This window comes from Xanthobacter sp. YC-JY1, from assembly GCF_021730305.1.
Lineage (GTDB): Bacteria > Pseudomonadota > Alphaproteobacteria > Rhizobiales > Xanthobacteraceae > Xanthobacter > Xanthobacter flavus.
The window spans coordinates 2,903,793-2,918,644 of record NZ_CP032674.1; the positions used below are offsets into that span (position 1 = coordinate 2,903,793).

At 68.1% G+C, this 14,852-nt stretch carries 10 protein-coding genes and 2 tRNA genes; 7 read left to right on the forward strand and 5 right to left on the reverse strand.

The window, feature by feature from the left end; genetic code table 11:
* Positions 1–19: 19 nt before the first annotated feature.
* Entirely contained in the window at positions 20–853 is an 834-nt protein-coding gene (locus D7006_RS13555) for a triphosphoribosyl-dephospho-CoA synthase (RefSeq protein ID WP_237353381.1), read from the forward strand.
* An 83-nt stretch (positions 854–936) separates the two neighbouring features.
* Here D7006_RS13555 and D7006_RS13560 read toward each other — a convergent pair whose 3' ends face one another.
* On the reverse strand, positions 937–4,407 hold the full coding sequence (locus tag D7006_RS13560) for an autotransporter domain-containing protein (protein ID WP_237353382.1): 3,471 nt from the start codon (positions 4,405–4,407) through the stop codon (positions 937–939).
* 184 nt (positions 4,408–4,591) lie between these two features.
* The gene (locus D7006_RS13565) at positions 4,592–5,296 is read right to left on the reverse strand and encodes a HisA/HisF-related TIM barrel protein (RefSeq protein WP_237353384.1); all 705 of its coding nucleotides are present in this window, start codon (positions 5,294–5,296) and stop codon (positions 4,592–4,594) included.
* A 36-nt stretch (positions 5,297–5,332) separates the two neighbouring features.
* On the opposite strand from D7006_RS13565, the gene D7006_RS13570 reads away from it, so the two are divergent.
* The 6 genes from D7006_RS13570 to D7006_RS13595 all read left to right on the forward strand — a co-directional run bounded on the left by D7006_RS13570 (position 5,333) and on the right by D7006_RS13595 (position 12,677).
* Positions 5,333–6,298, forward strand: a complete 966-nt coding sequence (locus D7006_RS13570) for an ATP-grasp domain-containing protein (RefSeq protein WP_237353386.1) — start codon at positions 5,333–5,335, stop codon at positions 6,296–6,298.
* 55 nt (positions 6,299–6,353) lie between these two features.
* The gene (folB, locus tag D7006_RS13575) at positions 6,354–6,818 is read left to right on the forward strand and encodes a dihydroneopterin aldolase (protein WP_237353387.1); all 465 of its coding nucleotides are present in this window, start codon (positions 6,354–6,356) and stop codon (positions 6,816–6,818) included.
* A 67-nt stretch (positions 6,819–6,885) separates the two neighbouring features.
* Positions 6,886–7,875, forward strand: coding sequence for a class 1 fructose-bisphosphatase (locus D7006_RS13580; RefSeq protein ID WP_237353389.1), 990 nt, complete (start codon positions 6,886–6,888; stop codon positions 7,873–7,875).
* A gap of 131 nt (positions 7,876–8,006) precedes the next feature.
* Complete coding sequence (locus tag D7006_RS13585; protein ID WP_237353391.1) at positions 8,007–9,614, forward strand: acyl-CoA synthetase; 1,608 nt, start codon at positions 8,007–8,009, stop codon at positions 9,612–9,614.
* Between the two features lie 313 nt (positions 9,615–9,927).
* Positions 9,928–11,118 carry a glycosyltransferase family 2 protein gene (locus tag D7006_RS13590; protein WP_237353392.1) on the forward strand — a complete coding sequence of 397 codons (1,191 nt, stop codon included), beginning with the start codon at positions 9,928–9,930 and terminating at the stop codon, positions 11,116–11,118.
* The gene (locus D7006_RS13595; protein ID WP_237353394.1) at positions 11,115–12,677 is read left to right on the forward strand and encodes a glycosyltransferase family 39 protein; all 1,563 of its coding nucleotides are present in this window, start codon (positions 11,115–11,117) and stop codon (positions 12,675–12,677) included. Before D7006_RS13590 ends, D7006_RS13595 begins: the two co-directional genes overlap by 4 nt.
* An 854-nt stretch (positions 12,678–13,531) precedes the next feature.
* Here the strand turns inward: D7006_RS13595 and D7006_RS13600 are convergent.
* The 3 genes from D7006_RS13600 to D7006_RS13610 form a co-directional block, all read right to left on the reverse strand.
* Positions 13,532–13,608 (reverse strand) — tRNA-Asp (locus D7006_RS13600).
* 268 nt (positions 13,609–13,876) lie between these two features.
* Positions 13,877–13,952 (reverse strand) — tRNA-Val (locus tag D7006_RS13605).
* Positions 13,953–14,304: 352 nt separating this feature from the next.
* The gene (locus D7006_RS13610) at positions 14,305–14,583 is read right to left on the reverse strand and encodes an HU family DNA-binding protein (RefSeq protein ID WP_024278722.1); all 279 of its coding nucleotides are present in this window, start codon (positions 14,581–14,583) and stop codon (positions 14,305–14,307) included.
* Positions 14,584–14,852: the final 269 nt, after the last annotated feature.

The window sequence follows — 14,852 nt, forward strand, 5'->3', positions numbered from 1 at the left end:
TCCCTTTCCCCGTCACCGCATGAGGGCTCTTGCGCCGGCCGAGGTGGCGGAAGCCTTCCGCGCCGCCTGTCTTGCCGAACTGTCGGCGCTGAAACCCGGCAACGTGCATGTCTTCGCGGCCGGGCACGGCATGGAAACCGCACAGTTCGAGGCCGCAGCCACAGCCGCAGCGCCGGCCGTGGCCGATCCGACCCTTCGCGTCGGGGCGCGGGTGCTGGCGGCGGTGGAGGCCTCCCTCGCTGTCGCCGGCTGCAACACCAATCTCGGCATCATCCTGCTCTGCGCGCCCCTTGCGATGGCGGCCGAGAGCGGCGGACCGCTTCGGGAACATCTGACCGTCGTCCTGGATGGCCTCGATCTTTCAGATGCGGCAGCGACCTTCCGCGCCATCGCGGCCGCCTCGCCCGGTGGCCTCGGCGCATCGGCCGAGGCGGATGTGCGCGCTCCGGCCAGCGTCACGCTCAAGGACGCCATGGCGCTCGCCGCCGATCGCGACGCCATCGCCCGCCAGTATGTGACCGGATATGCCGACCTCTTCGCGCTGGGTGTTCCCGTGCTTGCCGGTGAACCGCTCGCGCGTCAGCGCATTGAAGACGCCTACCTCGCCTTCCTGGCGACACTTCCAGACAGCCACATCGCCCGCAAGTTCGGGCTGGCGCAGGCGGAAGCCGTGCGGATGGAGGCAGCGGCCTTCCGCGGCAGGCTCGCTGGCCTGTCACCGGCAGAACGCCACGACGCGCTCCTCGCTTTCGATGCCGCTCTCAAGGCCCGCGGGCTCAACCCCGGCACCAGCGCCGACCTCACCGTGGCCAGCATCTTCGCCGCGCTGATGACTGCACGGGCCGAAGCCTGAGGCGGAGCGGCCCCTAGTCCCCTTGTAAGGTGGAAAGGGCGCACGATGCCGGGCGCTCCGCCCGGCTCGCGCGCCCGGACCTTTCAGAACTTCACCGCCAGCGTCGCCTTGCCAGCGTTGTAGCTGGTGCCATCACCAGCCATGCCCTCATAGGCCAGCGAGAAGGTGGCGCCCGTGCTGAAGGCGAAGTCGACACCCGCCGAGCCGACGATGCTGTCCTCGGCGATGGCGAGGCCGTCGATGCCGAAGGCGGTGCCGGTGTTGATGAAGCTCAGCACCGTCTGCGGCGTCACATCGCCGAAGGCGTGCCGCCAGCCGGCCGAGGCATGGGGCGTCACGACGATGCCTGAGGCGTTGAAGCTGGTGGCGATGCGCAAGCCGAGGGTGGAATAGGCGGTGTCGAACGACGAGCCGGTGGAGGCGAGGCCGGCGATGGGCGCGTTGTTCTCGATGAAGCTGCCGAGGTCCACGCTGGTCCAGCCGATGCCGGCGAACGGCTCCAGCGCCACGCCGCTGAACGCGAAGGTGTAGCCGGCCTCGGCGAAGAGGTTGCCGGCGGTGCCGTTATAGCTCGCCTTCGGGCTTTCGCCGGTGAGGGCGACGAAGCGGCTCTGGTCGATGCTGCTCCAGCCGTAGCTGGCGCCGGCGCGGAGCTTGATCGCGTCGAAAGTCGCGCCACCGTAGGCGGCGATGCGCCAGGTCTCGGTGTTCGCGGAAGCCGCATCGGCGCTGGTGGAGGCGGAGGAATAGCCGGCGGCGAGGCCCAGCACCCAGTTGCTGGCGGAGAGGTCCGCGCCGATCAGCAGGCCACCGAGATTGGTGTCGGCGGCCGCGGCATTGCCATTGGCGGAGGTGGAGAGCCACTGGCCGTAGCCCTGCGCCCAGGTGGTCCACACCGGACCCGGCTCGGGCGCCTTGACGGCCTTGAAGGCCTGCGCGCCCGGCGTCGCCGGATCGGCATAGGCGCGGGCCGGACCGCCAGCACCGAGCGCGGCTTCCGCGCCCTTGGCGCCGGTGTAGCCCGCCTGCCGCAGACGGCCGAGGATGAGGTCGTTGACCATCATGTTCTCGGTGGCCATCTGCCCGGGCAGGGTGGCGTAGAGGTCACCAGAGAGCTGGGAGAGGGCGAGACTGGGGCTGTCGCCCAGCGACTGGGTGACGAACGCGGTGTAGAGGGCGGACGTCTTCGTCGGCCCGATGCCCGCGCGCTCCAGCGCGCCGGCCACCGAACGCTGGTTCGGGGTCGCGGCGTAGGTGGCGAAGGCGATGCCGTTGCGTTCGAGCTCCAGATAGACGTGGGTCGCGTCGTAGCTCAGTTCCGGAGCGATGAAGAGATACGCGGGTCCGTAGGTGTTGAGCGTTCCGAACGTCCCGCTGATCCCGCCTGCGGACGACAGGAGGGTGTAGCGCGCGCCCCACTCCAGTTGACCTGCGACGAAGACCCGGTTGTCCGCCCCGTTGAGGGTCGTCTTTCCATCGACCTTGATCAAGTCGGAGGAGCCATCGGGATTGATGTTGGCCCAGTAACTGGTGTCGGTCAGGGAAACATCGCCCTTCACGGCGATGGTGCCCGTCGCGTTGGACGGGCCGGTTGACGGGTCGATGATGATGTCCACCGCATCGAGGCTGCCAATGGTGCCATGGCCCCAGATTCCGCGCGGCCCGGTGGAACCTGCCTCGCTTTTGAAGTGGGCGTCGGGGGCATAGAGGTCATTAAGACCAAAGCTCCCGCTCTTGCCCATGTTCAAGGTGCCGGAGAAGGTGCTGGTGCCGGAGAGATAGACCGACCCGTCGGTGACCACTTCCTCGAAATGGCGATAGGTCGCGGCGTTCCCCACTTGGCCGAGATCGAAGTCGAGCACCCCGCTCGTGGTCTTGAGCGAAAGCGTATCGACCCCGCCCTGCGCATCGACGATGCCGACCACCTTGCTGCCCGCGCCGACGACGAACAGGTCGTTGCCGTTGCCCATCTGCACCGCATAGGTGGTGCCCGAGATGGTGCCGTAATTGACGACGGTGAGGGACTTGGTGGGATCGACGCCCGAATTCACATAGCGGATGCCGTAGCCGTCGAGGCCCTGGATGGTGCCGTAATTGGTGATGCTCATGGCGGCGTAGGCATCGCCGCTGTTGCTGTCGTCGACCAGGATGCCGTTGTTGGCGCCGGAGATCAGGGCCGAGGTGTGGGCGGCGTCGCCATTGGTGATCACGCCGCCGCCGATGGCGATGCCCTCTGAGGTGCTGGGCGTCGTCTCGCCCGGCTTGATGCCCTTGGAGCCGAGACCCTCGATGGTGCCGTAGTTCAGGACCGTGCCGGCATGGTCGAAGTCCACGCCGTCGCCATCGCCGAAGCTCGCGGCCGGATCGAAGGTGCCGGAGATCGTGCCGTAATTGGTCAGCGTGCCCGTGCCGTTGGAATTCACGCCCGAGCCGTTGCGGCCCTCGATGGTGCCGTTGTTAGTGACGATCAGGTTGTCGTCCGAGCCGGTGGCCTTGATGCCGTGATAGGCGCCGGAGATGAGGGCGCCGGCATAGTTGTTCACCTTGAGGGTGATCGCCTGCCCCTGGTCATCGCCGCTCACCTTGACGGCGGAGTTGTTCTGCGTGTCCGCGGTCCCAGCGGCGTAATAGGACGAGATCGTCCCGTAATTGTTGATCGTGACGCCGTTGGTGCCCTGGATGCCGTCATTGTCGGCGGCGGTGATCAGGCCAGTCTTCTCGTTGGTGATCGTGATCGTCGCGTTGGTGGAATAGATGTCGCCGAGATCGATCCCCTGCCCGCCCGACTTCGACTGGATCGTCCCCGCATTGGTGATGGAGATCACCGGCGCGGCGGTGCTGGTGGTCTTGGACGAGATCTTGATGGCATCATCCGTGCCGGTGATGACGCCGCCCGCCTCATTGGTGATGGTCAGGCTCTTCAGCGTGTCGAAGTTCGATGCGGTGTCGAACTTGATCGCCCGCTTGCCGGACGAGGTGGTCTCGATCGTCCCGGAATTGGTGATGCCGATGATGCCGCCGCCGAGGCGGATGGCATCCGAGCCGGCCGAGGAGATGGTGCCGGTGTTGCCGATGGTGACGGTGGCGGTCGCCGAGGTCGCCTTGTCGAAGTCCAGCGCCTGCCCGGTCTGCGAGCTGATCGTGCCGTCGTTGTTGACGATGACCGTGCCGTTGGCGAGCGGACCGTTGATGCGGAACGCGTCGTCCTTGGAGGTGACCTTGCCGCCCACCTTGTTGTTCAGCGTGAAGCTGCCGGTGAAGGCACCCGTGGTGTCGATGGTCCGGTTGGTGGAGGTGATGGTGCCGGAATTGGTGATGACCACACCGGGAGAGGTCGTGGCGTTGCCGTTCCAAACGATGGAGGCGGAGGAGCCGGTGTTCAGCGTTGCGCCGGCATCGATGGTGCCGGTGTCGCTGCCGGAGACGGTCTGCTGCCCGGTGGCCGGCGGCACGGTGAACGATCCGGCAAGGGCGGGCATCGCGGAGCCGGAGCAGACGAGAGCCAGGACGAAGCGGCTGGCGGACGACTGAAGCAGCGGCAGACGGATCATCATGGAGGGCAATTCCGGGCGCGAGGATCGAGAAGCTCGGCCCTGCCTAGGGGTGCGATGCTACAGTTCCATGACACGGGGCACCCTTGCGGCACCTCCATTTTCCAGTGTGGCGAGAAGGTTACAGTGAACCACGCTCCAGACTGGGCGTGACGCGCTTCTGCAACCGCGACTGACTTACCCTACGTCACGCCCATCGACGCGCGGTCTCGGGATCGATCCGTCCGTCATGGAGGGCGCTCGCCACCAGCGCGCCGGCGATTCCCGCCTGGGCGAGCGTTTCGAGATCGACCGGCCCGCGTACGCCGCCGGCAGCGTAGAGCGCCGGCGTCACCCCCTGCCGCTCGGCCAGCCGGCCGGTGCGCTCCAGCGCATCCATGTCCGGCCCCTCGCCGCTGCCGACACTGGCGAGCGTCATGACGATCACGCGCTCAGGCCACAGGCGTGCATCGCGGTGCGCACGCTCCGGACCGCGCGGTCCCGCGGCATCGTGGTCCAGGGAGAGAATCACACCGTCCACCGCGAGCGCGGCCTCCACGTCGGCCTCGCCGAGGCTTTCCGTGCCCACGATGGGAATACCGGGTCCGGATTTGGCGCGTGCGGCGATGCGCGCCGGGTCACCCTCCCCGGCGTCCACCCAAAGCGCGAGGCCGGGGAAGGTGCGGCGGAGGTCGCGCAGCGCCGCGTCATTGCCGCCGACGCCGGTTATCGCATCGATATCAGCCACATAGAGGGTGCGGAACGGGGCGAGCGACAACAGCCCCGCCACCACGTCGCAGGGCGTTGCGGTGGGCGAAAGCGGCGTGACGATGGGGCGATAGGCCTCGCGCTCGCCCCTGTGGGCACGCACGACCACCCCTCCCTTCAGGTCAACGACGGGGATAAGCTGCATATCGAGGTCCGGCTGAGCTTGTGCGAGAGGAGCCCCATGCGCGTCTTCATCTGCGAGTACGTGACATCCGGTGGCATGCGCGACAAGCCCCTGCCGGAGGCGGCTCTGGCGGAGGGTCGCCTGATCCGCGACGCCATCGTCACCGATCTCCAGGAGCTCGTCGGCATCAACGTGGTGCTGGCCTATGACGACCGCCTGCCGCCGCCCAACGAGGAGGCGGTGCCGGTGCGCAAGGGCGCAGACCCGTGGATCACCTGGTCCGGCCTCGCCCAGGACGCCGACGTGGTGTGGCCCATCGCCCCCGAGGCCGGTGGGCTTCTGGCCCGTCTCGCCCGGCTGATGCGTGAGGGCGGCGCCCGCACGCTCGCCAGCTCCAGCGAGGCCATCATCCTCACCTCGAACCGGATGGCGCTGGCCCGCCGCCTCGCAGAGTACGGCATTCCGCACGTGCCGACCTATCCGATCGACGCGCTGCCCTCCGGGCTCGACGGCGATCTGGTGACGCGGCCCGAGGAAGGCACGGGCTGGTCGGCCGCCCGCGCCTGGCCGAACAGGGCCGCCCTGCCCCGCTCCGGCGGCCTCATCGTCCAGCCCTTCCTCAACGGCAACCTCGCCAGCCTCAGCGTGCTGGTGCGGCCGGACGGGGTGACGCTGCTCGCGGCGAACCGTCTCAGCATCAGCCACCTTGTGGGCGTGTTCGCTTTCGAGGGCGTGCAGGTCGGCGGCATCGCGGATGAGGACGGACGCCTCGCCCAGACAGCGCGACGGGTCGCGGAAGCCATTCCCGGCCTCTCCGGCATCGTCTGCATCGACGTGATCCTGACGCCCGAAGGCCCGGTGGTGGCGGAGGTGAACCCCCGCGTCACCGCGTCCTACGCCGGGCTTCACGCCGCGCTCGGCGTCAATCCGCTCGCCTTCGTGCCCGAATTGATCCGCGAGGGCGTGCCACCCTCCATGCCGCGTCTGCCGCGTCCGACACCGGTCGAGGTGAAGATCCGTTGAAAGCAGCCGGCGAAACCAATAGGAAGGCAGCGAGTTTGAGGCAGGGGGTGCGCCCGTGGCGACGCCTCCTCGCGAGGATGAGATGACCTCCGACGATCCCACCGCCCTTGCGGACACCCAGCCCGACGCGAGCTCCGCGCCCCGCACCCGCCCCCACAACACCGACCGGCTGTTCCTGCGGCAACTGCCCTTCTATGCGCGTCACGGCGTGTACGACGCGGAGCGGGAGCTGGGTCAGCGCTTCATCATCGATGTGGACTGCTGGCTCGACACCCGCCCCGCCGCCTGGGCGGACGATGCGGCGCTCACGGTGTCCTACCAGGGCATCTACGAGCAGGTCGCGGCGGTGGTGGCGGATGATCCCGTCCACCTCATCGAGACGCTGGCGGAGCGCATCTCCACCCGCCTCCTGGACCATTTCGAGATGGTCGAGCAGGTGCGCGTGGTGGTGCACAAGCCCGGCGCGCCTGTCACCGGCGTGTTTGGCGATGTCGGTATAGAGATCGTCCGCACCCGCTGAGGCGGGGCAAGACGAAACCCGATCGGACTGCCGTCGGCTCAGCCGCCGGATCGAAGGAGAGCACAAGGTGAGCGTTGCGGTGAGCCTCAAGACCTATCTCGCGGACTGGGCAGGGAGCGACGCCTCTCGACAGGCCGTGGCCGCCACCGTGACCGCCATCGCCGAAGCAGGGCTCGGCATCGCCGACCTCGTGGCCCGCGGCCCGCTGGAAGAAGGGCTCGCCAATATCCGTGGCGTCGATCCCAATGCCGGCGGCGACGCCCAGAAGGAGCTGGACGTGGTGGCCGAGGAGCTGATCCGCGAGAAGCTCCTGCCGACCCCCACCGCCTTTCTCGCCTCCGAGGAGAGCGAGGAGCTGATCCCGCTCAATCCCGAAGGTCGCCTCGTGGTGGCGGTGGACCCGCTGGACGGCTCGTCCAACATCGACACCAACGTGTCCGTGGGCACCATCTACTCCATCATGCCCTATGACGCTTCGGCGTTCGCCAAGCCCGAGGACGCGGTGATGCGGCCGGGCTCGGCGCAGGTCGCGGCCGGTTTCCTCGCCTATGGCCCGGCGACCATCCTCGTCGCCACCTTCGGCGAAGGCACGCAGGTGTTCGTGCACGACCGCCGCACCGGCGAGTTCCTGCTGGCGCGCAGCGATGTGGAAATCCCCACCGAGACCAAGGAATACGGGATCAACCAGTCCAACGTCCGGCACTGGGACGCGCCCATGCAGCGCTATCTCGCCGATTGCCTCGCCGGCAAGGAAGGCCCGCGGGGCAAGGACTTCAACATGCGCTGGGTCGGCTCCATGGTGGCCGACGCCTTCCGCATCTTCACCCGCGGCGGCGTCTACGTATACCCGCGCGACAAGCGCAAGGGCTACGACAACGGCCGCCTGCGCCTGATCTACGAGGCCTTCCCCCTCGCCTTCCTGGTAGAGCAGGCCAAGGGCGGCGCCACCGACGGCACGTCTCGCATCCTCGACATCACCCCCCACCACATCCACCAGCGCATCCCGCTGGTGTTCGGCTCCAAGGCCGAGGTGGACACCATCGCGTCCTATTACTGACCAAGCGGTCTCCCGCTGCCCCCGTGGGGACGTCTCCCCACGGGCCACTCTCTTGACCTCCCCCGGAAAAAAACGTTCGATCGTTTCCTTGAAGCGCAGCCGCCGGCAGAGCGGTGCCGTGGGAGGTGACGATGCTCGTTCCGGCCGATGACTATGCGGGGCTGCTGCGCGCCTTTTCCTGGCAGGTGCCGGCCCGCTTCAACATGGGCGTCGCCTGCGCCGATGCCCATGCGGACGGCTCGGGCAAGCCGGCGCTGATCTTCGTGGAGGAGACGGGCGCCGTCCGCTCCTACAGCTTCGACGAGCTGAAAGCTCTCACCAACCGCTTCGCCAATGTGCTGGTCGCCAAGGGCCTCGGGCCCGGCGACCGGGTGGCGGTGTTCCTGCCGCAGGCGCCCGAGACGGCCATCGCCCACATCGCCGCCTTCAAGGCGGGGATGATCTCCGTGCCGCTCTTCACCCTGTTCGGCGACGAGGCGCTGGAATTCCGCCTCGCCGCCTCGGGCGCCAAGGTGCTGGTGACGGACCTCGGCGGCCTCGCCAAGCTGATGCGCGTGAGGGATCACCTGCCGGACCTCGCCCACGTCTTCGTCATCGGCCCGGACGCGGGCGGCGCCCTCTCCTTCGACGCGGCGCTGGCGCAGGGCTCGGACCGCTTCACGCCGGTGGATACGGGGCCGGACGATCCCGGCATCATCATCTTCACCTCGGGCACCACCGGAAACCCGAAGGGCGCCCTACACGGCCACCGGGTGCTGCTGGGGCACCTGCCCTGCATCGAGTTCGTCCACCAATACATGCCGCAGCCCGGCGACCTGCACTGGACGCCGGCCGACTGGGCGTGGATCGGCGGGCTGTTCGACGTGCTCTTCCCCTCGCTCTATTTCGGCGTGCCGGTGCTCGCCCACCGGGCGAAGAAGTTCGATCCCGACGCCGCCATGGCCCTCATGGCGGACCACCATGTGCGTAACGTCTTCCTGCCGCCCACGGCGCTGAAGCTGCTGCGGCAGGCGGATGTGAAGCATGCCGGCCTGAAACTGCGCTCCCTCCTCACCGGCGGCGAGACGCTGGGGGCGGAGCTGGGCGCGTTCGTGCAGGAGCGGCTGGGCGTCGAGGCGCGGGAGATCTACGGCCAGACCGAGTGTAATCTCGTGGTCGGCTCCAACTCCAGCTTCTTCCCCATCCGCCCCGGCTCCATGGGCAAGGCCATCCCCGGCCATGACGTGCGCATCGTGGACGACGCGGGCCAAGAGCTTCCCCGCGGCACGGAGGGCCATATCGGCATCCGCCGCGGCGATCCGGTGATGATGCTGGAATATTGGAAGAATCCCGAGGCCACCGCGCACAAATATGCTGGCGACTTCCTCCTCACCGGCGACATGGGCCGGCAGGATGAGGAGGGCTATCTCTGGTACGTCGGCCGCGCCGACGACGTGATTACCTCAGCCGGCTACCGCATCGGCCCCGGCGAGATCGAGGACTGCATCCTCAAGCACCCGGCGGTGGCGCTGGTTGCGGTGGTGGGCGTGCCGGATGCGCTTCGCACGGAGGCGGTGAAGGCCTGGATCGTGCCCAAGGCGGGCGTCGCCCCCTCCGAGGCGCTGGCGAAGGACATCCAGGACTTCGTGAAGACCCGCCTTTCGGCCCACGAATATCCCCGCCACGTCGCCTTCACCGATACCCTACCCATGACCGCCACCGGCAAGATTCTCCGCCGTGAGTTGCGCGCCCGGGGGTAGCCGGGAGCCGCCCCCGACGTTCCCGGGAAAGACTGCGGCGGATCGCGCCTCAAAGCCGTAAGCCGGCTGTCAGCTTGGCTTCCTAGTGTCATCGCCGTACGAGGGGAGGCTTGCGGTGCGTGCCCCCATCGCTTACGGGAGGGGCTGCCTGAAATCCGTAAGCTGGCCCGAGGCCGGATAGGTAGTGACATTCGACATGGGGGAGGCCGCGGCACTCTCCTCCACGTTCCCGGGAGGACCTGCGCAGGCTGTCCCCAGCGCGACCGTACCTTCGACCCGTCGTTTCGCAAGGCCGCAGGATAACGCACAAAGAATGCCGGATTCCGCGCCTGTTCCCTTCGGTTCCCCGTCTTCCCGCGGCCCCGGCATCGTCCGGCAGAGCAGCGCCGAGCCCGAATCCGATGCGGCCGTCGGTGTGCTGCCCGCGGTGCCGCGCCTGTCAGTCATCGTCCCCACCTTCAATGAGCGCGGCAATGTGGAGCGCATGCTCGTCGGCATCGACGGCGCGCTGAAGGGCGTCCCCTACGAGGTCATCTTCGTCGACGACGATTCGCCTGACGGAACGGCGGACACCGTGCGGCAGATCGGCGAGCGGGATCCCCGCGTCCGCTGCATCCGCAGGATCGGCCGGCGCGGCCTCGCTGGCGCCTGCATCGAGGGGATGCTGGCTGCCCAGGCGCCACTCGTCGCCGTCATCGACGGCGATCTCCAGCACGATGTGAACGTGCTCAGGACCATGCTCGATCGGTCCCCCGACGCCGACCTCGTGGTGGCCAGCCGCTATGTGGATGGCGGCAGCGCCGACGGGCTGAACCGCCGCCGCGGCGCCATGAGCCGCACGGCAACCGGCATGGCGCGCCGCATCCTCGGCATCAAGACGTCCGACCCCATGAGCGGCTGCTTCCTCATCCGCCGTGCGCTGGTGGAACGCCTCGCGCCCTCCCTCTCGCCGAACGGCTTCAAGATCCTCCTGGACATCATGACAGCAAGCAAGGAACCGATGCGGATCGTGGAAGTGCCCATGGCCTTCGCCGCCCGCGACGAGGGTGACAGCAAGCTCGACAGCCGCACGATGCTCGACTTCCTGACCCTCCTGATCTTCAAGGTCAGCGGCGGTGCCATCTCGCCCCGGTTCGTCTGGTTCTCGGCCGTGGGCGGCGCGGGGCTGGTGCTGCACCTGCTGATGCTGAAGGGCGGGCTGCTCGTCGGGCTTGGCTTCGCAGTGGCCCAGTCCATCGCGACCATCGGCGCCATGACGTCGAACTTCGCCATGAACAACGTCTTCACCTATCGCGACCGGAGGGTGAGCGGCCTCGCCATGCTCCCAGCTTTGCTCAAGTTCTACCTCATCTGCGGTGCCGGCGCGGTGGCCAATGTGGGCGTCGCCAGCTGGGTGTTCGAGGGCGGATGGCGCTGGTGGCTCGCGGGCGTTGCCGGCTCCATCATCGGCGCGGTCTGGAACTTCGCTATGACCTCCCTGTTCGTCTGGGGACCCTCCAAGTGAGCGTTTCCACGCCAGGTCTCGCGCGGCCTGGCGTCGGCGACCGACCTGCGGGCCTCCGGACGCTGCAGGAGCGGATTTCGCCCGCCTCGGCCCTTGCCGCGGTGCTCATTTTCGCGCTGGCCGTGCGTCTCCTGTTCGCGGCAACCACCGGCCTCGGCAACGACGAATCCTACACCGTCGTCACCAGCCGCATCCCCGCGCTCAGCTATTTCGACCATCCGCCAATGGCCTGGTGGCTGGCGCATTATTCCGCTGTCCTCTTCGGCTCGGAGGCGCCGCTCGCAGTGCGGGCGCCGTTCCTGCTGCTCTCCACCCTCTCGACCCTGCTCATGTATCTGCTCACGGCCCGGCTGTTCGGCCGCTGGGCCGGTGTGTGGGCGGCGCTGCTGATGGCCTGCGCGCCCGTGCTGGGGCTCACCAGCGCCACCTGGGTGCTGCCGGATGGACCGCTCATCGCCTTCCTGCTCGCGGGGTCGCTGGTGATCGCGCACGTCCTGTTCGACGAGCGGGCCCATCCTGCCCTGTGGCTGCTGGCCGGTGCCTTCGGCGGGCTGGCGCTGCTCTCCAAATATCACGGCGTGTTCCTGTTCGCCGGCACCTTCCTGTTCCTGCTGCTGTGCCCGCGGCAGCGCAAATGGCTCGCCACCGTATGGCCCTATGCCGGCGGCGTGGTCGCCCTCGTCCTGTTCTCGCCGGTCATTGCCTGGAACATCGGCAATGGCTTCGCCTCCCTCGCCTTCCAGAGCGCGCGGGCGTCGGCGGCGGGCTTCCACCCGCTGATGGCGCTGATGGTGGTGGGCGGCATCGCCCTGTTCCTGACGCCCTGGATCTGGGTCGGCCTCGTGGCGGCGGCGGTGCGCGCGCTCAGGGCCCGGCCCGTCAACCCGCGCGCGCTCCTGCTCATATGCCTCGCGGCCGGACCGGTGCTGGTGTTCCCGGTGGTCGCGGCCTGGTCGGGTGCCAAGCCCTTCTTCCACTGGGCCGCGCCCGGCTATCTCATGCTCTTCCCTCTGCTCGGCCGGGCCACCGCGCGGCGCTGGGCCGCCAACGCCGCGATCCGGGGCTGGACGGTCTGGTCCGCCGGCTTCACCGCAGCGGGCGTGGCGGTGATCGCCACGGTCTCCATGGTTCCGTCCCTCGGTACGGCCTTCTCAGCCACCGGGGGCGATCCGCTGCGTGAACTCGCGACCTGGAGCGATCTCGACGCCGCGATCCGGCGCCAGGGGCTGACACCCGGCCCCTATGCCTTCGTGGTGACGCCCGTCTGGCACATGGGCGGAAAGGTGGGCTATGCTCTCGGCCCCTCCTGGCCGGTTGCCTGCATGGGGGACGATTGCCGCGGCTTCCTCATGAGCGACATCCAGCACGGCCGCAAAGGCGCCGATGCGGTGCTCGTGCTCGACGCCGCCGGCTCCAACGCCCAGATGAACGCCATGCGTCGGCGCTTTCAAAGCGTCGAATCGCTGGGAACGGTGGAAATCCGCCACGCCGGTACGGCGGTCGCGCTGGTGGTGCTGGCGACGGGGCATGGCTATCTCGGCGACGCCTCGCCGCGATAGCCCCGCGCGGGGCTGCTTTTGGCCCCCCCTACCCCGTCTCTTCAAAAGCCTGCGCCGTGAGAGTTTGGCTTTGAGCGTCGCAAGCGAGGGCGGTGGCCAGTGGCGCGCGCTCGCTCTAAGCGACGGTTAGGAGATGCTGCGCGGCCGTGACCGATTGCGCGCGTCCCAGAGCGGCGGCGGCACCTCCAGCGCCGATGGGGAGGGCCTTCCCCCGGCGTGCGGACCCGGGTGTCACCGAGGCCAGCCAAGCGCTCCAGCGGTCTCCGCTCCCGGCCTCCACCCAAGGACCGGCTTTGTGGCCCAGAGGCTTCGGCAATTGGACCGCAATGGACGCCACCACCAACGACGTCGGCCTCTCCGCCAAAACGCAACAGAGGGGAGCCGTTCCGGCCAAATGGCAGGAAAGGACCAAGCCGTCCGTCGGCATGAAGGCGGCGGCTTGGTTCATTCCATACAGATGCGCAGCGGCCGCACGACACGATGGGCCGCCGCCCCGACGCCTCTCAAATCGCCCTGGAAGGGTCGAGAGAGCCTGACGTCGCCGAAGGAGCATCTTGGACGCTCCGCGGCATTATCAGAGGCTCTGGAGCCGTCGTAGGCGATGGCGGGGTGCGGACTGCCCATCCAGGGCGCCATGGGAATGCATCCCCGGCCTTAGGGGCGCCCTTCGAGGGCCATCAGCCCGCTGATCTAAGCCAGTTTGAAGAAGGTCAGGCCGCGTGCCGCGCAGGCCGAGCACAAGCGGCAGAAAGGGTGCCGGTCTGAAGTCATCGAGCCGGTGTGAATTCGAAGAGGAGGATGCCCCAAGCGCAGCTGGCGCGGAGCGAATAGCCAAATCATCTCAGGGTGATGAATGGCGGGAGTGACGGGGCTCGAACCCGCGACCTCCGGCGTGACAGGCCGGCGCTCTAACCAACTGAGCTACACCCCCGAACCGGCGGCAGGTCTTGCCGACCGCCGAGGAGAGCGGCGTGGTACGGCACCCCTCCGCCCAAGTCAAGCAAGCCGCGCATTTTTTGCCGGGAAGTTGTCCACAGCCCCCTTAGAATTGAGCTCTGGCAACGCTTTTCGGCACTACCGACGCTCTGTGTTCTGACCTGTGGATGAAGGGATTCGCGGAGCGCGCGGCGGCGCGAACGGCGCACACGCGCGGGGGCGGAATCGCGGATGGCGAAGTGAAGAGAGAAAGGAGCCGGACATGGTGGGCGGTGACGGGCTCGAACCGCCGACCCTCTCGGTGTAAACGAGATGCTCTACCAACTGAGCTAACCGCCCGGTCGTCGCAGGACCTTCCGGCGCTATAGTCCGCCCGGGCCGCAGCGGCAAGGGTGGGCATGCGGCTGGAGCGTGGACAGCGGCTGCACGACGACATGGCGCGTGCCCGTCCGCCGGACGCCCTCAGGAAAAACGGCTTTGGGAAACGTCGGCACGATGGCCGGATCTTGCGCTTGGCGCGCAGGCGCTTTGTGCGCCTCCGATCCGCGAGGCTGGGGCTCGCCGGATCGGGGACGCTCCGCCCGGTACGGCCGGGCCGGGAGCGTCCGGATAGCCCTCCGGACATCGATCCGGAGAGGCACATGCAGCGGCAGTACGGCCGGCGCAGCGCGCGCCCGGGCCGAGGGCCGGATCAGTCGTTGACGGCTTCCTTGAGACCCTTGCCGGGGGTGAACTTCGGCGCCTTGGAAGCCTTGATCTTCACCGGCTTGCCGGTGCGCGGGTTGCGGCCTTCACGGGCAGCGCGCGTCACCACGGAGAAGCTGCCGAAACCGATCAGCTTGACTTCCTCGCCATCCTTGAGCGCCTTGGCGATGATGTCGAAGGTCGCGTCCACAGCCGCAGCCGCAGCGGTCTTCGTCAGCTTTGCCTCTTCGGCCACGGCGGCGATCAGTTCGTTCTTGGTGGTCATCTGACCTTTCCTTCCGTTGTCAGAACGCGAATCGTGCAGGGCGAGCCCCGACGAACGGCGCGAGCATCACGGAAAATAAGGCTTTTGCAAGCGCGATTGGCGCCAAACCCGCACCAATGCACGATTTTGCGCTGTGCGCCTGCGAAGAAGCGGGGTGCGGGCGAGGCGTGGCGCTGCGTCGGCTACGCCCCTAAGTCATTGAAAAGACTGAGGGCGCGCCCCGCACACCCCGAAGGTCCGGGGATGGCGGCGACACGCCCTCGAAAATT

Coding starts and splice junctions, on each gene's coding strand:
- D7006_RS13555 (WP_237353381.1), top strand. CDS start 20: ATGAGGGCTCTTGCGCCGGCCGAGGTGGCGGAAGCCTTCCGCGCCGCC.
- D7006_RS13560 (WP_237353382.1), bottom strand. CDS start 4,407: ATGATGATCCGTCTGCCGCTGCTTCAGTCGTCCGCCAGCCGCTTCGTC.
- D7006_RS13565 (WP_237353384.1), bottom strand. CDS start 5,296: ATGCAGCTTATCCCCGTCGTTGACCTGAAGGGAGGGGTGGTCGTGCGT.
- D7006_RS13570 (WP_237353386.1), top strand. CDS start 5,333: ATGCGCGTCTTCATCTGCGAGTACGTGACATCCGGTGGCATGCGCGAC.
- D7006_RS13585 (WP_237353391.1), top strand. CDS start 8,007: ATGCTCGTTCCGGCCGATGACTATGCGGGGCTGCTGCGCGCCTTTTCC.
- D7006_RS13590 (WP_237353392.1), top strand. CDS start 9,928: ATGCCGGATTCCGCGCCTGTTCCCTTCGGTTCCCCGTCTTCCCGCGGC.
- D7006_RS13610 (WP_024278722.1), bottom strand. CDS start 14,583: ATGACCACCAAGAACGAACTGATCGCCGCCGTGGCCGAAGAGGCAAAG.